This is a genomic window from Paracidovorax valerianellae (assembly GCF_900102625.1).
GTDB classification, from domain to species: domain Bacteria; phylum Pseudomonadota; class Gammaproteobacteria; order Burkholderiales; family Burkholderiaceae_C; genus Paracidovorax; species Paracidovorax valerianellae.
Genome location: NZ_FMZC01000004.1, coordinates 415,658 through 435,784, shown reverse-complemented (window position 1 = coordinate 435,784; position 20,127 = coordinate 415,658). Strand labels below are relative to the sequence as shown.

Here is a 20,127-nt window from a genome sequence, read left to right as displayed (position 1 = left end):
GCAGCGAAGGCGCGCGATCAGGTCGCGCGGCAGATCTTCAGCATGTTCGTTCCGCCGGGAGCGCCCATCGGTTCGCCACAGGTGATGGCGTAAAGATCGCCCTGCTGCACGATGTTGCGGCTCTTGAGATGGCCTTCGGCCTGCTCCAGCGCGGTGTCGCGGTCGGCGCTGGTGTCCATGAGCAGCGGGCGCACGTTGCGGTACATGGCCATCTTGCGCTGCGTGGCCACCTTGGGGGTGAGCGCGTAGATCGGAATGTGGATGCGGTGGCGGCTCATCCACAGCGCGGTGGAGCCACTTTCGGTCATGGCCACGATAGCCTTGGCGCCCAGGTGGTGGGCCGTGAAGAGCGCGCCCATGGCGATGGACTGGTCGATGCGGCCCAGCGTCTGGCCCGTGAAGTCGGAATCGCGCTCCGGGTCTTCCGCGGCCTCGGCGGCGGCGCAGATCTTGGCCATTTCCTCCACCGTTTCGAGCGGGTATTTGCCGGCGGCGGTTTCGGCGCTCAGCATCACGGCGTCGGTGCCGTCCAGCACGGCGTTGGCCACGTCGCTCACCTCGGCCCGCGTGGGCACGGGGTTGGTGATCATGCTTTCCATCATCTGCGTGGCGGTGATGACGACCTTGTCCATGTCGCGCGCCATGCGGATCATCTTCTTTTGAAGCGCAGGGACGGCCGCGTTGCCCACTTCCACGGCAAGGTCGCCGCGCGCCACCATGATGCCGTCGGACACGCGCAGGATTTCCTCCAGGCGGGGCACGGCCTCGGCGCGCTCGATCTTGGCGATCAGGCCCGGCTTGTGCCGGTATTCGGCGGCAGCCACGTTGCAAAGCTGGCGCGCCATTTCCATGTCGGTGGCGTTCTTGGGAAAGCTCACGGCCACATAGTCGGCCTGGAAGCTCATCGCGGTGCGGATGTCTTCCATGTCCTTGGCGGTGAGGGCTGGCGCCGTCAGGCCACCGCCCTGCTTGTTGATGCCCTTGTTGTTGGACAGCTCGCCGCCGATCTTGACGGTGGTGTGCACCTCTTCGCCGCGCACGGCGTTCACCACCAGCACGATCAGCCCGTCATTGAGCAGCAGCACGTCGCCGGCCTTCACGTCGCGCGGCAATTCCTTGTAGTCCAGCCCCACGCCGTTGTCGTCGCCCGGCGCGGTGCGCGAAGCGTCGAGGATGAAAGCCTGGCCCGGCTGCAATTGCACGCGGCCGTCGGCGAACTTGCCCACCCGGATTTTCGGTCCCTGCAGGTCGGCCATGATGGCCACTTCGCGGCCGGCACGCTGCGCCGCCTCGCGCACGGCGATGGCGCGGTCGATGTGGTCCTGTGCCTTGCCATGGCTGAAGTTCAGTCGCACGACGTTGACCCCCGCGCGAATCATCTGCTCCAGCAGTTGCGGGTCGCTGGAAGCGGGCCCGAGGGTGGCGACGATCTTGGTGGCGCGGCGGATCTGCATGGCGTTGGGGTCTCTCTGCATGGATGTAATCGGGTTTCAATTTTGCATGAAAACAGGTTACATAGCTTCCGGGCAGACCCCGGGCAGCAAAGCAGCCCGGGGCACCGGCGACTCAGACTTGCGCGTTGCCCGATGGATGGGGCCGGCGCTGCCGCAACCCGCCCTGTGGAGCGCTGCGGTCTTCGTTGCGGACCTCTGCCTCGGCTTCCCGGCGGGCCTGGCGCACCGCACCCTCCGCCTGCCAGCTTCCCCCGATGGCCGCGTACTGCAACCCTGCCAGCAAGCCGGCAAGGGTGTTGCTCACGAAGTCCTGCTGCCCTGGCGTACCCCCGCGGTTCACGTTCCCCAGCACGTTGTAAACGGCATTTCCAGCCGTGATGGCGGTGATGCGAGCAGGTGTCTGATCCAGCAACCGGCCATAGTCAGTTCCCGTGAGGCGAGGGCTCCATTGCTGCACCGTATCGGACTGCAATGCCTCCTGCTGCGTGACGGAGATCCAGTCCGCAGTCTCCACCGCCCAGTTGATCGCGGCCTTGATGGCGGATGCCCCTGCGATTTCGCCCCACGCAGCGCTGCGGGCGTTGCTGCTGCTGGCGCCATCCAACAGTACGGCGCGGGCAGCAGCCGTGTCCCCTCCCAGAATCGGAAGCTCGGACCACGCTTCGTTGCCGACAACATTGGCCAGTCCATAGAACAAGCTGGCCGAATTGAGGTGGCTTCCGCTCACGCCGCCTGACGTTTCACCTTCCGTCCCGACCATGCTGAAGGACGCCTGGATGAAGTCGCGCGCGAAGGAATACGCCAAGGTCTTGATGTCCACTGCAAGCACATCTGCGGCCATACCCTCATTGCCGGTGAGCGTGCCATACAGTGAAAGCCCGACCGAAGCCATCGACGCACCGATCTGCTCCAGCGTCACGAGGCGCGACATGCGCTGCTGCGTCTGGCGCAGCGCTTCCTGCTGGCCGTCCGAGCACGCAGCCCACTGCTCCGCCGTCATCGCATGAAAGCCCCGCGCAGCCGTGTCTGGATCCCTGGACTCTCGCTGCTCCCGCATCACGGCCATACCGATGTTGAGCAGTCCCACGCCCAACTGCATGCCCAGGACCATGGAAGGCGACGCGGTGCGAAAAGCGACTTTCATGGACTCCGCCATCATCTCGCGCAGAAAGGTCGGTCCAAACACCGAAGCCGCCTGATGGATACCATGGCCCAAGGCTGCACCCATGATGCGCTGGCTGGGCAGCATCGAGCCGACCGCCTGCACCGTGGTGGATTCCGCTACCGCGGTGCGGGCCGCCGTGGCGACCTCGCCGAGCCGGTGCATGGCCGCCCCGCCGGTTTCCATCGCGCCGATTCCCAGTTGCCGCAGCATCGCGTTCCAGCTCTGCGGCTCGGGCACTGCTGGTTCTTCGTGCTCCGCCAGGTGCGGCATGTCCTGCCGACGGCTGTTGCGCATGAAACGCTCCAGCGGAATATCGACGAGCTCGTCCCGTTCCGGCAACTCGCCCATGGTGAAGAACGATGCATTGGCGAGCGATGCCCCGGCCATCGCCGCTCCCCCCCTGAAGCTGCTGGCATTCGGAGTGACGGGTCCGCTGGCATCCCATCGGATGTCGAGTCCGACAGGGGGCGTATTGAAGGATTCGGAGCGGGTAGGACTGGACAGCAGGGATAAGGAATCCCCTTCTTGAGACGCCAAGGGCTGGCGCGGCGACATCGTCTGCGGCTGCGATTGGGACGGGCCTCGCCGGCTGGTCAGCGACTCGTGCCGAAGGCTGCCGGAAGTGCTGGCGCCCGTGGAGCGGGCCTGGGGCGTCTGAGCACCGGAAGGAGGTGTCGAGCGGATGGGCGTCGCCGAACCTGAGGCGTTCGTTTTATTGAACATGGGAACGCTCCTTCCCGCCGGCAACGGCTTCGCTCGGCGTGCCGGGAGCACCCACCTGCACGGCATTGGCGAGCGCAGCGAGCTGCAGAACATGTCGACCGACGATCTCCGCCGAGGCGTCATCCAACGGGCAACGGCACAGCAGTTGCGGCCCGGCCAGACCGCGGGCGAAGACCGCTCCAAGGCAGAGCACCAGCACCGTGGAAGCCTGCAGCGCGGCCACGCGCCGGGCAGGATCGTCCAGACACGTTGCAGGCAACGGGGCGGACATGATCAGCGCCTCTTCATCCACGTCGGGCACCAAGGCGATGGGGCGGCTTTCCAGGGCGAAGGTGCCGGTGCGCGAGGCCTCCCGGGCCTGCTCCTGCGATGCGCCGAGGAACACGGCAGTCTCGCGGATCAGCGCCAGGACGCGGGACGAGGCTTCCAATTCCTGCGCAGGGGCAGTGGCGGGTGGACAGGGTGTGAGAACGGCGCTCATCGCACACCCCCCTGGCGTTGCGAGGCCACGTGCAGCGCCTGTGCGCCCTCGCGGGTGGCCTGGCACAGGGCCAGCAAGCCGCTGAGCTGCGCGGCCAGCAAACGCTTGTGTTCCTGCTTCGTCTCCAGGCGGCGCACCAAGACGGCGTCACCGTTGTCTTCGAGGCCGTACCCCCCATCGGAACTCAGCATCGACTGCCCGTTGGCGACCAGCAATGCGTCGGTCCAGATGTCCTCCGGGATCTGATCGGGCCGGGCCATCGTTGCGATGGCCGTCCATGGGCCATCCTCCCGATGGCTCAAGGGCTTCACGCTGAGTGTGAACGTCCCTACCGTTATCTCCCCTGTCTCGCCAAACTTCCGGGCGGTGGCCGCATCAGCCCCCATCTCCAAGGCGGCCTCCCTGATGCAGGCTTTGCGCCGTGTGGACAGCGCGGGGCTGCGCCGTGATGGCTGTGGTTTCTCGTTGTTCATCGTCTTTCTTTCAACTGTTGTCGTTGATGTGTTCCGCAATGTGCGGAGTCGGTGCCCTTTACACCTGCCGGCACTTGTCTCTGAAAGCGTGCCGACGGAAAGCATCGTTGGGCGCACCACCGCTGTCCAAGCCTCGGCAAACGAAGGAATGGAGAGGGATGCGAAAAAGAAAGACGGTGGGAGAGTCCCGGAGGGAACTTATGGCAACCCCAAGCGGCAGCCGGGGCACCTACTCGCCCCGGATGGGGGCTATCAAAAAGCCGATGCTGGCGCGGGGCGAAGGCTGCCCGAAAAAATGCCTGCGGCTAAAGATGGCGCCACAGGTTGTGCGCCCATTTGCCGAGAAAAACGCCCACGGCCAGCAGCAGCATGCCGGGGATGAAAATGCCGTCCCCATCGGCTTCCACGCCGCCCGCCGTGTAGCCCGGCATGGCGCCAGAGTGGGGGGCGTATGCAGCACTGCCGTAGTACTGCGCCGTGAGGAACAAGAGCCACAGCGCCACGCCGATGCATGCGATGGCGCACGCTGCGAGGCACAGCGCCATCACGCGCATGGTGTGGGCTCCGATGCCTCAAGCGCGCATGAGCGCTTCGATCTCATCCGCCTTCACCGGCACGCCGCGCGTGATGAGCTCACACCCGCCGTCGGTGACGATCGCGTCGTCTTCGATGCGGATGCCCAGGTGGTGGAAAGCCTCGGGCACGCCCGGCGCCGGGCGCACGTACAGGCCCGGCTCGATGGTCAGCACCATGCCCGGCCGCAGGATGCGGCTGGGGCGGTTGGTGATCGTCTCGCCGGACAACGGGTCCTTGCGCTCGCTGACCTGGCCGACCTCGGATGGCTCCACGTAACTGCCGCAGTCGTGCACGTCCATGCCGAGCCAGTGCCCGGTGCGGTGCATGTAGAACTGAAAGTACGCGCGGCTGTCGATCACGTCCTGCGCCGTGCCCACAGCGTTCCGATCGAGCAGGCCCAGGTCCAGCATGCCCTGCGCGAGCACGGCCACCGTGGCGTCGTGCGGGTCGTTGAAGCGGGCGCCGGCCTTCGTCGCAGCGATGGCGGCGTCCTGGCTAGCCAGCACCAGGTCGTACAGCGCGCGCTGCGGACCGGTGAAGCGGCCATTGGCCGGAAAGGTCCGCGTGATGTCGCTGGCGTAGCCGTCGAGCTCGCAGCCGGCATCGATCAGCACCAGCTCGCCATCGCGCACCGGAGCCGCGTCGGCGCGGTAATGCAGCACGCAGGCATTAGCGCCGGCCGCGACGATGGAGTTGTAGGCCGGGCACTGCGAACCGGCTTCGCGAAAAGCGTGCAGCAGTTCGGCGTCGAGGTGGTATTCGCGCACGTCTTCGCCAGCGCGCAGCATGCGGGCGCTGCGCTGCATGGCGCGGATGTGGGCCTGGGCGCTGATGGCCGATGCGCGCCGCATGATGTCCTGTTCATGCGCGTCTTTCACGAGCCGCATCTCGTCGAGCAACGTGCACAGATCGTCCTGCTGCGCGGGACACATCGCGCCGTAGCGCACCCGCGCGCGCACCTGGTTAAGCCAGCCTTCCACCCTTGCGGCCAGGCCGGTGTGGATGGCGAACGGGTACCAGACCCGGCTGCGGTTTTCCAGAAGGCGGGGCAGCTGCGACTCCAGCAGTGCCGACGAGTGCGCGGCGTCCACCCCGAGCGTGCCCAACGCCGCGTCGGGGCCGAGGCGGTAGCCGTCCCAGATCTCGCGCTCCAGGTCTTTGGGCTGGCAAAACAGCGTGCTCTCGCCCTGCGCGGTGATCACCAGGCAGGCGCCGGGCTCGGTGAATCCGGTGAGGTAGTAAAAGTAACTGTCGTGCCGGTACAGGAAGTCGCTGTCCCGGTTGCGGGGGCGCTCCGGCGCGGTGGGCACGATGGCGATACCGCCTTCGCCGAGCATCGAGGCAAGGCGGGCGCGGCGCTGGGCGTAGAGGGAGTTCTGTGGGCTCATGCAGCCATTCTCAGGGCATCGGACCCGTCGTTTTTGCAATTGCGCTGCACTCTTTACATTTGGCAGCACTACTGAAAGCCGTCACTGCCACCACGCCAAAGCCGTTGAAAATACCGGATCGCCTGTTTTGATTGGATACGGTCCATGTCCGGTTTCGCCCCGCTGCAGTTCATCCTGTCGAGCTTTCTGCCTGTGCTGGGCCTGGTCCTGACGGTCGCGTTGCTGGGCTACGGCGCCTATGTGCTGTGGATCGATCTGCCCCAGAAATGGCTGCTGTCGCGGCGCGCGCTGCTGGCGCTGTGTGCGGTGGCGCTGCTGTGCGATGTGTGGCTCGGGCTGCGCCTTTATCTGTCGCACAGCGAGCGGCAAGGCTGGAAGGATGGCGCCGTGTACCGGGCAAGCCGCGAGCGCTTCGCCCTGCCGCAGGATTTTCAATATGGCGAACTGCTGATTCCCGCCGGCAGCCTGATCAACCGCCAGGACCCTTTCGACAAGGGCGAGCCCGTGCGCCCTGTGGCGCTGCACGGGCTGGAAGCCGTGCGCTTTTCGCAGCCGGTGCTGGTGGCGGGCGTGTGGGCCAGCGCGCTGCAGATCACACCGCTGCGGGTGGAGCTGGCGCAGGACCAGCGCATCGGCCCCCTCTACCGCTACGACAGCGCCCGCCAGGGCTGGGTGCCCAACAAGGTAGTGCCGGCGCTGGCCTGCAAAAAAGGGCAGATCGCCGTGTTCCAGGTGCCGCACATTCCGTACGACGTGCAGGCCGAAGTGGGCAAGCCGGCGCCCGACGGCCCCGAAGCGCGCTTCATGCCGAGCCAGTGGATGTTCCGCAACTGCGAGGTCGGAGCCCCCATTGCCGTGCAGCCTGCGCAGGCCAGCACGCCCGCTCCCCAATGATCGCTTTGCAGCCCCTGCGCATGGGCAGGTGAGCTGGGCCCATCAGGTGTTGAGCTGCGCCAGCCGCTCGGGCGTGCCCACGTCGGTCCAGCGGCCCGCATAGAGCGACGCGGTGACGCGGCCTGCGTCCATCGCCCGGCGCAGCAGCGGCGCGAGGGCGGCGCTTGCGCCCTGCGGATTGCCGGCAGGCAGGTCGCACCACGGCGGCTGGAACAGTTCTGCCCGCAGCAGCGCGAGGGTGCTGTAGGTGTAGCGCGGCTCGGACTTGTCCGCCGGCAGGTTCAGGGCCACGCCATGCTCCGAAAGGCCGAAATCGCCGCGCGGGTTGTGCGCCGGGTTGGGCACCAGCCACAGGTGGGCCAGTGCGGTGCTGGCAACGAAGCGCTGCACCGCGTCGGCCGCAAACACGAAGTCGGGCGCGAACACATCGCCCGCCGCCAGCCAGAACACCGGCCCCAGTTGGGGCAGCGCGCGGGCGATGCCTCCTGCGGTTTCCAACGCGTGCCCGAAATCCTCGCCCTCGTGCGAGTATGAAATTGATAGCGCACTCCCGCCGTCTTCATTGCGCTGGAGGCCAAAAACACTACCAAACCGGTCGCTGATCTGTGTTCCCAGCCAGGCCGTGTTGATGACCGCATTCGGCACGCCGGCATGCGCCAGGGCGCGCAGGTGCCACTCCAGCAGCGGCACGCCCTGCACCGGCAGCAGCGGCTTCGGCACCGTGTCGGTCAACGGGCGCATGCGCTCGCCCCGGCCGGCAGCCAGCACCATGGCGGGCACCTGGGCGGGCGGCGCGAAGCGGTCGGTCGGCGCCGTAGTCTTCGCCCTCGTCGTCATGCGGACACGCTCCCGGCCGCCACGGCGCCGCGCTGCAGGGCATGCCGCTCCGCCCGCTGCGGCGCAAAGAGCGCCAGCAGCGCGGCCATCAGCGATTCGGCCTTGGCCGAATGGTCCGCCCCGAAATTGCACACATAGACATCCAGCGTGACGGCGCCCAGCTCGGGCCAGGTGTGCACGCACAGGTGGGACTCGGCCAGCAGCAGCGTGGCCGTCACGCCGCCCGGCCCTTCGACGCTCGCCGGAAAGGCATGGAACAACTGGCCCACCGCCTGCAGACCTGCCGCCTGCACGGCCTCGGCGCAGGCCTGGCCCAGCGCGGCGGCATCGGTCAGCCAGTGCGGCGCGCAGCGGCATCCATGGAGATCGGCGGTGAGGTGCAGGCCTTGCATGGGGCTGCACTGTAGTGCATTGGACCGAAGGGCCGGGGCCTGCCGGGCCGCCCCGGTAAAATGCCGGGTTTTCCCCCCACAGCCCCCTTCCGGAGCCGCCCCTGATGGCCAATTCTCAACAAATGGCGAATGCGATCCGCGCACTCGCAATGGATGCAGTTCAACAGGCCAATTCCGGCCATCCCGGCGCCCCGATGGGCATGGCCGACATGGCCGTCGCGCTGTGGGGCCGCCATCTGCGGCACAACCCCGCCAACCCCCAGTGGCTGGACCGCGACCGCTTCGTGCTCTCCAACGGCCACGGCTCCATGCTGCTGTACGCGCTGCTGCACCTCACGGGCTACGACCTTCCCATCGAAGAGCTCAAGAACTTCCGCCAGTTGCACAGCAAGACGGCCGGCCACCCCGAATACGGCATCACGCCCGGTGTCGAGACCACCACCGGCCCACTGGGCCAGGGCATCACCAATGCCGTGGGCTTCGCGCTGGCCGAGAAGCTGCTCGCCAAGGAATTCAACCGGGACGGCCATGCCGTGGTGGACCACCACACCTACGTCTTCCTGGGCGATGGCTGCCTGATGGAAGGCATCAGCCAGGAAGCGCTGTCGCTGGCCGGCGCGTGGAAGCTCAACAAGCTCATCGCGCTGTATGACGACAACGGCATCAGCATCGACGGCCAGGTCGCCCCCTGGTTCGTGGACGACACCCCGGCCCGCCTGCGCGCCTGCGGCTGGAACGTGATCGGCCCCGTGGACGGCCACGACGTCGAAGCCGTCGCTGCCGCCGTGCAAAGCGCCAAGACTTCCACCGACAAGCCCACGCTCATCGTGTGCAAGACCGCCATCGGCAAGGGCTCGCCCAACCGCGCCAACACCTCCAAGGCCCACGGCGAACCCCTTGGCGCCGACGAGATCACGCTCACGCGCAACGCCATCGGCTGGAGCCATGTGCCGTTCGAGATCCCGGCCGAGGTCTATGCCGACTGGAACGCCAAGGACACCGGTGCCGAGGCCGAGGCCGAATGGCAGCAGCGCTTCGACGCCTACGCCGCCGCCTTCCCTGAACTGGCCGCCGAATTCACCCGCCGCATGGCCGGCGACCTGCCCAAGCACTTCGCGCAGACCGCCGTGGACACCGTCGTCGGCATGCACACCAAGGGCGAGACCGTGGCCAGCCGCAAGGCCAGCCAGCTCGCGTTGGAAGCCTTCACCGCGCAACTGCCCGAACTGCTGGGCGGCAGCGCCGACCTGACCGGCTCCAACCTCACCAACACCAAGAGCACGCCCGCCCTGCGCTTCGACGAGCACGGCGACGTGATGCAGGTGGAAGTGAACGTGGGCGCCGAAACCGTGAAGGTGGGCGGGCGCCACATCAACTACGGCGTGCGCGAATTCGGCATGGCCGCGATCATGAACGGCATCGCGCTGCACGGCGGCTTCATCCCCTACGGCGGCACCTTTCTCACGTTCAGCGACTACAGCCGCAACGCCATCCGCATGGCCGCGCTGATGAAGCTGCGCGTGGTGCACGTGTTCACGCACGACTCCATCGGCCTGGGCGAAGACGGCCCGACCCACCAGTCGATCGAGCACGCCGCCAGCCTGCGCCTCATCCCCAACCTGGACGTCTGGCGCCCGGGCGACACGACGGAAACCGCCGTGGCCTGGAGCGTGGCCCTGTCCAACCGCACCAAGCCCACCGCGCTGCTGCTGTCGCGCCAAAACATCGCCTACACCCCCAAGCGCGACCTGGGCGACATCAGCCGCGGTGCGTACGTTCTCTCCGAGCCGGCCGATGTGGGCATCAAGAAGAAGGCCCAGGCGGTCATCATCGCCACCGGCTCCGAAGTGCAATTGGCGCTCAAGGCCCAGCAACTGCTGGCCACCCGCAAGATCGCCGTGCGCGTGGTTTCCATGCCCAGCACGACCACCTTCGACCGCGAAGACACGAAGTACAAGCAGTCCGTGTTGCCCGCCGGCATCCCCCGCATCGCGGTGGAAATGGGCGTGACCGACGGCTGGTGGAAATACGGCTGCGCCGCCGTGGTCGGCATCGACACCTTCGGCGAATCCGCCCCGGCACCGGTGCTGTTCAAGCACTTCGGCTTCACGGAAGAGAACGTGGCTGACACCGTGCAGGCGGCGCTTCGACGATAGTCCCTGGTTGTTGTTGCATCGCCTCATCGTCTTTCAAGAACAGCGCGTCTTTCATTCCTATTTGACGGATCAATGAAGTACAGCAAGCGAGCCAAGATCTTCCTTTTCGGCGCTCTTGGCTTGATGGCTGCCTTTCTGCTGTTCTTGGTTTTTGCCTGGTCGACTTTTGACGTTTCAGAGGTCGGCCGCAATTCGATGACCTACCGATTGGCGGCCCCGGAACATCTTCAGGATGTGGAGATCATTGGCGAATGCAGCAGCCCAAAATATCGATGGAAGGGACGCGATGGAACTGCCGCTCCATTCAGCTCGTTGAATTACGGCAGTTCGGCGCCAGCCACCGATATCTTCAAACGTTATCGCCAAAAATTCCTAACGCAGTCCTGCACTCCTGAAACACTCACGCCGGCACCCGATTCTGAGCACATGCTGAGCATGACTTGCACCAACAAAGATTTTCTGGAGGCCAAGGTATTCGTCGCCAAGCAGGGTGAATGCAAGACGGTCACCGTTGATTTTCTGGACAACGATTAAATCAATGGGAGTGTCGCTTGAGCAAACGCATTGATATTTTGGATGGGCAAAGAGCCCTGTCTCAAAACTACGGGCTCGTGTACACCTGCAATCTTGGTTGGCTGGACTTGGGCCATATGAATCCAGCGTCCACACGACCGCATACCGGAGCCTCTGCACTCTGGAACGAAATCAACGCGGGCGGCCCGGATGTAAGGCATTGCCTGGGCACTCATCCGCAAATATGCACGCAGCCCTCCAGGGCGGATACGTTCAAGGCAGTCACCTTCCCTGACAAAAAGACGACGGGTTTCAAGGTGGTGCATCGGCAAGACATGCATGCGCTCGGCAAGAAGATATCGTCCGGGGTCAAGCGCGAATATGTGGTCAAGCATGGCCTGTCTCCTGCCGAGAAGAAATCAGTGGCGTTGGCCATCTTCATGGAAGTCAGCCTGGAATTTGAGGCGCATCAAGAGTTCTTTCCGAACTTCATCACGGACAGCGGTTTTAGCCAGGAAGATCTGGTTTCCAACTTGATCGGCTTTCATATTGCCATCGGCACCGTGACCAAAGCCCAAGCCTTGGCCATGGCAAAGCCGGTTTCCAAAGAAACTGCTTTGGCCATATGGGACCGCAACGGCTCGGTGGGCAGCAATAAGAACAGAGGATTCCAGCCGATGTTCAGCCCGGACACATCCGTCATCAATGACAAGGCCTGCATTAACGAATGCGCAGGGGTGCTTCCTCGCATACCGGAATTTCTGGCTCACATAAAACCCGCGAAAAAGGGAACGCTTTTTATCAACAACGCCCTGGGCGGCGTTTGATATCTGGTCTACGGCATTTTTAACTTTCTACTAAAGGAAAATCTCATGACGATCAAGATTGGCATCAATGGCTTCGGCCGCATCGGCCGCATGGTGTTCCGCGCTGCCGTGCAGAACTTCTCCGACATCGAAGTCGTCGGCATCAACGACCTGCTGGAGCCCGACTACCTGGCGTACATGCTCCAGTACGACTCGGTGCATGGCCGCTTCCAGGGCACCATCGCGGTGGAAGGCAACACGCTGGTCGTCAACGGCAAGAAGATCCGCCTCACGCAGGAGCGCGATCCGGCGCAGCTGAAGTGGAACGAAGTCGGCGCCGATGTCGTCATCGAAGCCACGGGCCTGTTCCTGACCAAGGAAACGGCGCAAAAGCACATCGATGCAGGCGCCAAGAAGGTCATCCTGTCGGCCCCGTCCAAGGACGACACGCCGATGTTCGTGCATGGCGTGAACTGCAATTCCTACGCCGGCCAGCCCATCATCTCCAACGCTTCGTGCACCACGAACTGCCTGGCCCCCGTGGCCAAGGTGCTCAACGACAAGTGGGGCATCAAGCGCGGCCTGATGACGACGGTGCATGCCGCCACGGCCACGCAAAAGACGGTGGACGGCCCGTCCAACAAGGATTGGCGCGGCGGCCGCGGCATTCTGGAAAACATCATCCCCAGCTCCACGGGTGCCGCCAAGGCCGTGGGCGTGGTGATTCCCGCGCTGAACAAGAAGCTGACGGGCATGTCGTTCCGCGTGCCGACCTCCGACGTGTCGGTGGTCGATCTGACGGTCGAACTGGAAAAGCCCGCCACCTACGCCGAGATCTGCGCCGAAATGAAGGCCCAGTCCGAAGGCGCGCTCAAGGGCATCCTGGGCTACACCGAAGACAAGGTGGTGGCCACCGACTTCCGCGGTGAAAGCTGCACCAGCGTGTTCGACGCCGACGCCGGCATCGCGCTGGACGACACGTTCGTGAAGATCGTATCCTGGTACGACAACGAATGGGGCTACTCGAACAAGTGCCTGGACATGGTGCGCGTGGTGTCTTCCCGCTGATCCGGCACCCGCTGGATTTCGCCAAAAAACGCGCCTTCGGGCGCGTTTTTTCATGGGCGCCGCCAAAGCGAAAGCGACCAGACGCCAGTGCCACTTCGACCGTTGCTTTCGGAAGCAATTGCACACGTTTCGTCGGACATCGCCCACGCGCCTTGCTGCGATGGGCCTACGCCCGCAAAGAGGCAGGGATCGAACAATCGGATACCTGTTGCCGCGGAGCACTGCTCCCCGTCCACAGCGCCATTTCACCCCTGTCCGGAGAAAACAATATGTCGACTTTCACCCTGATCCGAACTGCCACTGCCGTGGTGGCGCTGGGCGCGCTCGCTGCCTGCTCCTCCACCCCGAAGCCCACGGAGCAAATGGCGGTGAGCCGCACTGCCGTGGACCGCGCGACGACCGCGCCGAAGGTGGCGGCCAACGCCCCGGTGGAACTGCAGAGCGCCCGCGACAAGTGGTCGCAGGCCCAGCAGGCTTTGGACAGCAAGGACTACACCCGCGCCCGCCGCCTGGCCGCCGAAGCCGAAGCCGACGCCCGCGTGGCCGAAACGAAGGCAGAAGCCACGGACAACGCCGCCACGCTGCAGCAGGTCAAGGCCAGCATCCAGTCGCTGCAGGACGAAATCACCCGCCGCGCGCCTCCTGTGCCGGGCGCCATGCCCCCGCCCGTGGCTCCCGCGCCCATGGCCGCACCGATGCCGGCGCCCATGCCCGGCGCAATGCCTCCCGCCCGCTGATCGTTGATCGCTGATGCACCGGGGGCCCGTGCGCCCCTCATTGGCACCGCCGGCACCGTTGCCGCGCCGTAGCTAGCTCCCACCCGATTTGAAGGACACCACCATGCAGTCATCCACCCTCCGCCGAACCTCCGCCCTGGCCACCGCCCTGCTCGCCGCCGGCCTGCTGGCCGCCTGCGCATCGCCCGGCCCGCTGCCGGCCGTCGAACAGGCCCGTGCCGCAGTGAACCGCGCTGCCACCGACCCCGCCGTGAGCCAATACGCCCAGCTCGAACTGAAGTCCGCGACCGACACGCTGGCCCGCGCCGACCACGTACTGCGCGATGAAAAGGACGAGTCCGAAGCCAACCACCTGGCCTACCTGGCCACACAGCGCGCCGCGATCGCCACCAACACCGCACAGGCCCGCCGCCTGGACGCCGAGATCAAGCAAGCCGGCAGCGAGACCGACCGCCTGCGCCTGGAAGCCCGCACCCGCGAAGCCGAAGCCTCGGCCCGCAATGCCCAGGCCGCCCAGGCCCGCGCCATGACGGCCGAGCAACTGGCCGCGCAGCAGCAGGCCCAGGCCCGTGCCGCGCAAGACCGCGTGCGCCAACTCGAAGCGCAACTGCGCGAAATCGAAGGCCAACAGACCGAGCGCGGCCTGCTGGTCACGCTGGGCGATGTGCTCTTCGCGTTCAACAAGGCGGACCTGTCCGCGCAGGCCGCTCCCCGCCTGGACAAGCTGGCCAACTTCCTCAAGCAGTTCCCTGAACGCAAGCTGCTGATCGAGGGCTACACCGACAGCGTGGGCTCGGATAGCTACAACCAGGAACTGTCGGAACGCCGTGCGCAAGCCGTGCGTGACGCACTGGTGCAGCGCGGCGTGGACACCAGCCGCATCACGGCACGCGGCTACGGCAAGTCGTACCCGGTGGCCGAGAACGGCTCGCCAGAGGGCCGCGCCATGAACCGCCGCGTCGAGATCGTGATCGCCGATGCGCAGGGCAATCTGAAGGGCCGTTAAAGTCCGTCGATCCGCAGGCTACGCATGCAGCCTGCGGCCTCGCGCCGCCGCTCCCGCTTCGCCGGGACGGCGGCTTTCGTTCGTCGGCCCTGCCGATGAACCGATGAACCTCCCCCCCTATTGCCCCCGCCGCCATGACCACTGCCCTGCCCGACGCCGCATGCAGCGTGCTGTCCTTCTGGTTCGAAGACAGCACGCCCCAGCAATGGTTCGCCAAGGACGATGCGTTCGACGCCGCCATCCGGCAGCGCTTCGCCAACCTGCACCATGAAGCCGCGCAGGCTCAGTTGTGGCCATGGCGCACGACGCCGTCCGGACGGCTGGCGGAGATCCTCGTGCTGGACCAGTTCTCACGGAACCTGCACCGCGACAGCGCGCAGGCCTTTGTCTGCGACGGCATGGCGCTGGTGCTCGCGCAGGAGGCCGTCGCCGCGCAGGCCGACGCTGCCTTGCCGGTGGATTGGCGTGCCTTCGTCTACATGCCGTACATGCACAGTGAATCGCTCGCCGTGCAGGATGAATCGGTGGCGCTGTTCACGCGGCTGGGCAACCCGAACAACCTCGATTTCGCGGTGCGCCACCGGGACATCGTCGCGCGATTCGGCCGCTTTCCCCACCGCAACGCAGTGCTGGGCCGCGCCTCGACCGCCGAGGAAACCGCCTTCCTGCGCGAGCCCGGCAGCGCGTTCTGACCCGGGGCGAAGGCCGGCGCTTCAACGGCCCTGCTGCAGGTCCGTGAATCCCTTGGCGGCCGCCTGCACATCGGGCGGGAAGTCCGACATCTCCTGGATCTGCCGCACCTCGATGACCTCGTTGCCCGAGGCAGGGCAGCGCGACGCCCACGCGATGGCGTCTTCCTTGGAGGCGACGTCGATGATCCAGAACCCGCCGAGCACCTCGGCTACGCCCGGAAACGGCCCGGGCTGCACTTTCGGGGCGCCGCCCTCGAACGTGATGCGCACGCCGGCCGACGGCGGGTGCAGCCCCTCCAGCGAGCGCAGCACACCGGCCTGCTGCAGGCTTTCGTTGAAGGCCATCATGGCCGCCACCGCTTCGGCGGTGGGCACGGCGCCGGGCGCAGCGGATTCGTAGCCGTGGGGAATCATCAAGAGCATGAAACGCATGGGGCGGTCCTCTTCAATCGAGTTCAGGCCTTACAGCGGAGGAACGGCATCGGGCTCCATGAACATGACCTCCCAGAGGTGGCCGTCCGGGTCTTCGAAGCCGTGCTGGTACATGAAGCCCAGGTCCTGCACCGGACGCGGCACCTTGCCGCCCGCGGCGGCGGCCCGGCGCACGATCTCGTCCACGTCGGCCCGGCTTTCGCGCGACAGGCACACCAGCACCTCGGTGGACTGGTGCGCGTCGCTGACCGGCTTGTCGGTGAAGCCCTGGAAGAAGGGTTGGGTGAGCAGCATGACGAAGATGTTCTCGCCCACGATCATGCAGGTGGCCTGGTCGTTGGTGAAGCGCGGATCGAACCGGAAACCCAGCGCCGTGAAGAAGGCGACGGACCGGGGCAGGTCCTGGATGGGCAGGTTCACGAAAATCTGAGTGGCCATGGGGATCGTCTCCAAGCGAAGGGCCGCAAGGCCCGCAACAACACGAAAAATGGAAGGGAGTGCGAGCGCCCGGCCCGCCTGCCGCGCGGCGCCCCATCGTGTCGGTGTGGCAAAGGCAGCGCGGCGGGGTTATTGTGGACGCCGTACACAAAACCTTAGCAGAGACAATGGACAGCGTCCACATCCTGACAAACCCGAATGCCCGATCCCGCCGACCGCCCTGCCGACCCCGACTCGCCTTCCGCCACTGCACCCCGCCAGACCTATCGCCATGGCGATCTGCGGCGCGCGCTGCTGGATGCGGGCGTGGCGCTGGCGCGCGAAGGGGGGCCGCAGGCCGTGGTGCTGCGCGAGGCCACGCGCCGTGCGGGGGTGGCGCCGAACGCGGCCTATCGCCACTTCGCCAACCGGCAGGACTTGCTGGAGGCGGTGCGCGCCGTCGCCCTGGCCCAGGTGGCGCGGGCCATGGAGGCCGAGCTGGCCGCGGTGCCAGCGACCTTGGCGCCGCACGAGCACGCCTGCGCCGGCCTGCGTGCGGTGGGCGCGGGCTACCTGCGGTTCGCGCGGGAGGAAACGGGCCTGTTCCGCACGGCCTTCGCCGCAGCGGGCGACATCGGCCCCGGCACCCCCAACCATGCGGAAAAGACCGGCGCCACGGGCCTGGACCCTTTCCAGTTGCTCGGCGGGGCCCTGGACCGCATGGTGGCGGCCGGCGCGCTGCCGCCCGAGCGCAGGCCGGGGGCGGAGTTTCTGGCCTGGTCGGCCGTGCACGGCCTCGCGCTGCTGGTGATCGACGGGCCGCTGGCGCGCGTGGTGGGGCCGCAGATGGACCGGGTGGCGCAGCGGCTGCTCGACATGGTGGAAAAGGGTCTTTAAGGCAAATCGGCCTCCAGCGCATATTCCCCTAGGGTGCATTGCTATATTTTTAATAGCAAACGGGAATAGTCGTTGCCTGCGGGCGCGCATCACTGTAAATTCATACAGTGATCATTTCTTCCAAGCTCGCCATCCTGGCCGACGCCGCCAAGTACGACGCGTCGTGCGCCTCCAGCGGCGCGGCACCGCGCAACTCGGTGGGCGGGCGCGGCATCGGGTCCACCGAGGGCTCGGGCATCTGCCACAGCTACGCGCCGGACGGGCGCTGCATTTCGCTGCTCAAGATCCTGCTCACCAACTTCTGCCTGTACGACTGCCTGTACTGCGTGAACCGGGTGAGCAGCAACGTGCAGCGCGCGCGGTTCACGGTGCAGGAGGTGGTGGACCTCACCCTCGACTTCTACCGCCGCAACTGCATTGAAGGTTTGTTCCTGTCCAGCGGCATCATCCAAAGCCCCGACTACACCATGGAGCTGGTGGTGGAGGTCGCCCGGGTGCTGCGCGAAGAGCACGACTTTCGCGGCTACATCCACCTCAAAACCATTCCCGATGCATCGCCTGAGCTCATGGAGCGCGCCGGCCGCTACGCCGACCGCCTGAGCATCAACGTGGAGTTGCCCACCGCGCAGGGGCTGGCGGCGCTCGCGCCGGAAAAGGACGCCGCCGCCATCCGCCGTTCGATGGCGCGCATGGCAGGGCACATCGCCGATGCCAAAGAGGCGCGGCGCGAGCAGCAGAACGCCGCGCAGGTCGTCTCGCTGCCCGGGCGCACGCGGCGTGCGGCCGCGCCGCACTTCGCCCCCGGCGGCCAGAGCACGCAGATGATCGTGGGCGCCGACGCGGCCGACGACCGCACCATCCTGGCCACCAGCGCGCAGCTGTACGGCGGCTTTCGGCTGCGGCGCGTGTACTACTCGGCCTTCAGCCCCATTCCGGACGCCTCGCGCGCGCTGCCGCTGTCCGCGCCGCCCATGGTGCGCGAGCACCGGCTGTACCAGGCCGACTGGCTGATGCGCTTTTACGGCTTCGCGCATGAAGAGATCGTGCCCGCGCGCCAGGGCGGCATGCTGTCGCTGGACATGGACCCCAAGCTCGCCTGGGCGATCGCCCACCCCGAGCGCTTTCCGGTCAACCTGAACACCGCCCCGCGCGAGATGCTGCTGCGCGTGCCGGGCCTGGGCGTGGGTTCGGTGGACCGCCTGCTGGCCTCGCGGCGCGTGCGCCGCGTGCGGCATGCCGACCTGTCGCGGCTGCGCATTCCGCTCAAGAAAGTGCTGCCGTTCGTCGAGACGGTGGACCACCGGCCGGGCCGCATGCTCGATTCGATGCACCTGAAGGCGTTCTTCGCCACACCTGCGCGCCCTGCCGCCACCGCGGGCGCGGCCGCCAATACCGCCAGCGCTTCGGGCACCAGCCGCATGCCAGGCGCCATGGCGCAGCCGGTGCAGGCGTCGCTGTTCGGCTGACGACGGACCGCTGCCATGCCGATCATCGATTCGCACCCGGCGCACGACACGCCATCGGCCATCGCACCCGGCGTGGCCGCTTCCAACACCACGACCACCACCATCACCTTGCGCCATGCCACCGACTGGGCCGGCTTTCGCGATGCGGCGCGCGCTCTGCTGCAAAGCGGATGCCCGCCGCAACAGGTGCAGTGGTTCACGCAGGCGGACGCGGTGGCCGATCTGTTTGCCGATGCGCCTGTGGAACAGGATCTGTTCGAAGCGCCGGGCACCGAAACGTCGGGCACTGCGGATGCGGCCCTTCCCCCGCTGCAAGACGATCCACCGCCCGCCAGCGAAGGCGCGCCTCCTGCACCGACAGAACCACCGACAGAACCCCGCACACCGGCACTGCGCGTGCCCCGCGAGTTTCTGCAGCTGTGCGAGCGCGTCGTGCTGCACCGCGACCCGGGCCGTTTCGCGCTGATGTACCGGCTGCTGTGGCGGCTGGCGCACGAGCCTGGCCTGCGCCACGACCCGCTGGACCCCGACCGCCTGCGCCTGCAGCACCTGGCCCGCGCGGTGAAGCGCGACATGCACAAGATGCGCGCCTTCGTGCGCTTCCGCCCGGTCCCCGAGCCCGATGGCGGCACGCTGCACATCGCCTGGTTCGAGCCGGACCACTGGATCACCGAGGCCAACGCGCCGTTCTTCGCCCGCCGCTTCACGCAGATGCGCTGGGCCATCCTCACGCCGGACGGCAGCGTGCACTGGGACGGCGCCCGCCTGCACACCGGCCCGGCAGCCCAGCGCAGCGATGCACCGCCGCCGGACGCCGGCGAGGCGCTGTGGCTCACGTACTACCGGAACATCTTCAACCCCGCGCGCCTGAAGCTGGACATGATGCGCAAGGAAATGCCCACCCGCTACTGGAAGAACCTGCCCGAGGCCGCGCTGATCGGCGAACTCGCCCAGACCGCGCACGCCCGCAGCGGCCGCATGGTGGAGGCGCCGGGCACGGTGCCCCAGCGGCGCATCGCCGGACGAGGCCAGGCCACGCCGTGATGCGTTTGGCACGGGCATGAAAAAAGCCCCGCAGAGCGGGGCTGGTGAACCGGGCGGCCGAAGGGCGGAACGCGAAACAAGGTCTACGGAACACGACCTGTGAGCGGCCGCCTCGGGGCGCCTATTCCGTCATTCGGTCGCGGTGCGGATCGTCTCGCGGCCGTGGCGGTCCTTCAGGCGGCCCAGGTCGGTGTCGAGCGCGCGGCTCACCTTGTCGACGGCGTTGGTGAAGGCGTCGGCCAGCTTGTCGGCATCGGCACTGGCGGCGACGGGCGGGCGGCCTGCAGCGCGCGCTTCGATCACGCAGCGCTTGTCGCCAGCGCCGGATTTGCCGGCGTCCACGTCGGACAGGAAAACCTCCACCCGTGTCAGGTGTTCGCGAAAGCGTGCAAGCCGGCTGTTGGTTTCTTCCTGGACCCACTGGGCCAGCGATTCGCCTCCCTGAATGTATTCGTCGGTGTGCACCTGTACTTGCATAGCGTTGCTCCTTTTTTCCAATGACGCCCGGCC

At 66.6% G+C, this 20,127-nt stretch carries 22 protein-coding genes; 11 read left to right on the top strand and 11 right to left on the bottom strand.

The features are described from left to right. Positions 1-17: 17 nt before the first annotated feature. The 6 genes from pyk to BLT03_RS09670 form a co-directional block, all read right to left on the bottom strand. Positions 18-1,454 carry a pyruvate kinase gene (gene pyk, locus BLT03_RS09695; protein WP_092743106.1) on the bottom strand — a complete coding sequence of 479 codons (1,437 nt, stop codon included), beginning with the start codon at positions 1,452-1,454 and terminating at the stop codon, positions 18-20. Positions 1,455-1,566: 112 nt separating this feature from the next. Next, on the bottom strand, positions 1,567-3,342 hold the full coding sequence (locus BLT03_RS09690) for a hypothetical protein (protein ID WP_139160364.1): 1,776 nt from the start codon (positions 3,340-3,342) through the stop codon (positions 1,567-1,569). Next, on the bottom strand, positions 3,332-3,823 hold the full coding sequence (locus BLT03_RS09685) for a hypothetical protein (protein WP_139160363.1): 492 nt from the start codon (positions 3,821-3,823) through the stop codon (positions 3,332-3,334). Before BLT03_RS09685 ends, BLT03_RS09690 begins: the two co-directional genes overlap by 11 nt. After that, entirely contained in the window at positions 3,820-4,296 is a 477-nt protein-coding gene (locus BLT03_RS09680; protein WP_139160362.1) for a hypothetical protein, read from the bottom strand. The genes BLT03_RS09685 and BLT03_RS09680 overlap by 4 nt, the downstream gene beginning before the upstream one ends. Positions 4,297-4,601: 305 nt before the next feature. Continuing rightward, positions 4,602-4,850 carry a hypothetical protein gene (locus BLT03_RS09675; RefSeq protein WP_092742837.1) on the bottom strand — a complete coding sequence of 83 codons (249 nt, stop codon included), beginning with the start codon at positions 4,848-4,850 and terminating at the stop codon, positions 4,602-4,604. Between the two features lie 18 nt (positions 4,851-4,868). After that, positions 4,869-6,260 carry an aminopeptidase P N-terminal domain-containing protein gene (locus BLT03_RS09670; protein WP_092742834.1) on the bottom strand — a complete coding sequence of 464 codons (1,392 nt, stop codon included), beginning with the start codon at positions 6,258-6,260 and terminating at the stop codon, positions 4,869-4,871. Positions 6,261-6,404: 144 nt separating this feature from the next. On the opposite strand from BLT03_RS09670, the gene BLT03_RS09665 reads away from it, so the two are divergent. After that, on the top strand, positions 6,405-7,154 hold the full coding sequence (locus BLT03_RS09665) for a hypothetical protein (protein ID WP_092742831.1): 750 nt from the start codon (positions 6,405-6,407) through the stop codon (positions 7,152-7,154). 42 nt (positions 7,155-7,196) lie between these two features. On the opposite strand, the gene BLT03_RS09660 is transcribed toward BLT03_RS09665, so the two are convergent. Beyond that, on the bottom strand, positions 7,197-7,991 hold the full coding sequence (locus tag BLT03_RS09660; RefSeq protein ID WP_271465972.1) for a nucleotidyltransferase family protein: 795 nt from the start codon (positions 7,989-7,991) through the stop codon (positions 7,197-7,199). Beyond that, complete coding sequence (speD, locus tag BLT03_RS09655) at positions 7,988-8,383, bottom strand: adenosylmethionine decarboxylase (protein WP_092742825.1); 396 nt, start codon at positions 8,381-8,383, stop codon at positions 7,988-7,990. The genes BLT03_RS09660 and speD overlap by 4 nt, the downstream gene beginning before the upstream one ends. A 104-nt stretch (positions 8,384-8,487) precedes the next feature. Between speD and tkt the strand changes: the two genes are divergently transcribed. From tkt to BLT03_RS09620, 7 genes are all read left to right on the top strand, one after another. Then, positions 8,488-10,539 (top strand): transketolase, encoded by a 2,052-nt coding sequence (tkt, locus tag BLT03_RS09650; RefSeq protein ID WP_092742822.1) that lies wholly within the window; start codon positions 8,488-8,490, stop codon positions 10,537-10,539. Between the two features lie 72 nt (positions 10,540-10,611). Continuing rightward, entirely contained in the window at positions 10,612-11,073 is a 462-nt protein-coding gene (locus tag BLT03_RS09645) for a hypothetical protein (RefSeq protein ID WP_092742819.1), read from the top strand. 17 nt (positions 11,074-11,090) lie between these two features. Further along, positions 11,091-11,879, top strand: coding sequence for a hypothetical protein (locus BLT03_RS23865; protein ID WP_139160361.1), 789 nt, complete (start codon positions 11,091-11,093; stop codon positions 11,877-11,879). A 45-nt stretch (positions 11,880-11,924) separates the two neighbouring features. Next, positions 11,925-12,926, top strand: coding sequence for a type I glyceraldehyde-3-phosphate dehydrogenase (gap, locus tag BLT03_RS09635; protein WP_092742814.1), 1,002 nt, complete (start codon positions 11,925-11,927; stop codon positions 12,924-12,926). A 269-nt stretch (positions 12,927-13,195) separates the two neighbouring features. Then, a complete protein-coding gene (locus BLT03_RS09630; RefSeq protein WP_092742811.1) occupies positions 13,196-13,663 on the top strand; it encodes a DUF4398 domain-containing protein in 468 nt (155 codons plus the stop codon). Between the two features lie 103 nt (positions 13,664-13,766). Continuing rightward, on the top strand, positions 13,767-14,669 hold the full coding sequence (locus BLT03_RS09625; RefSeq protein ID WP_092742808.1) for an OmpA family protein: 903 nt from the start codon (positions 13,767-13,769) through the stop codon (positions 14,667-14,669). Positions 14,670-14,803: 134 nt separating this feature from the next. Next, entirely contained in the window at positions 14,804-15,361 is a 558-nt protein-coding gene (locus BLT03_RS09620) for a DUF924 family protein (RefSeq protein WP_092742806.1), read from the top strand. A gap of 21 nt (positions 15,362-15,382) precedes the next feature. Here the strand turns inward: BLT03_RS09620 and BLT03_RS09615 are convergent, their stop codons facing one another. Further along, entirely contained in the window at positions 15,383-15,793 is a 411-nt protein-coding gene (locus tag BLT03_RS09615; RefSeq protein ID WP_092742803.1) for a YciI family protein, read from the bottom strand. A gap of 30 nt (positions 15,794-15,823) precedes the next feature. Further along, on the bottom strand, positions 15,824-16,231 hold the full coding sequence (locus BLT03_RS09610) for a VOC family protein (RefSeq protein ID WP_092742800.1): 408 nt from the start codon (positions 16,229-16,231) through the stop codon (positions 15,824-15,826). A gap of 198 nt (positions 16,232-16,429) precedes the next feature. Between BLT03_RS09610 and BLT03_RS09605 the strand changes: the two genes are divergently transcribed. The 3 genes from BLT03_RS09605 to BLT03_RS09595 all read left to right on the top strand — a co-directional run bounded on the left by BLT03_RS09605 (position 16,430) and on the right by BLT03_RS09595 (position 19,617). Next, positions 16,430-17,107, top strand: coding sequence for a TetR/AcrR family transcriptional regulator (locus tag BLT03_RS09605; RefSeq protein WP_092742796.1), 678 nt, complete (start codon positions 16,430-16,432; stop codon positions 17,105-17,107). A 107-nt stretch (positions 17,108-17,214) separates the two neighbouring features. Next, positions 17,215-18,573, top strand: a complete 1,359-nt coding sequence (locus tag BLT03_RS09600; RefSeq protein ID WP_092742793.1) for a putative DNA modification/repair radical SAM protein — start codon at positions 17,215-17,217, stop codon at positions 18,571-18,573. Between the two features lie 15 nt (positions 18,574-18,588). After that, a complete protein-coding gene (locus BLT03_RS09595) occupies positions 18,589-19,617 on the top strand; it encodes a TIGR03915 family putative DNA repair protein (protein WP_092742790.1) in 1,029 nt (342 codons plus the stop codon). Between the two features lie 129 nt (positions 19,618-19,746). Here the strand turns inward: BLT03_RS09595 and BLT03_RS09590 are convergent, their stop codons facing one another. Beyond that, on the bottom strand, positions 19,747-20,094 hold the full coding sequence (locus tag BLT03_RS09590; protein WP_092742787.1) for an HPF/RaiA family ribosome-associated protein: 348 nt from the start codon (positions 20,092-20,094) through the stop codon (positions 19,747-19,749). Positions 20,095-20,127: the final 33 nt, after the last annotated feature.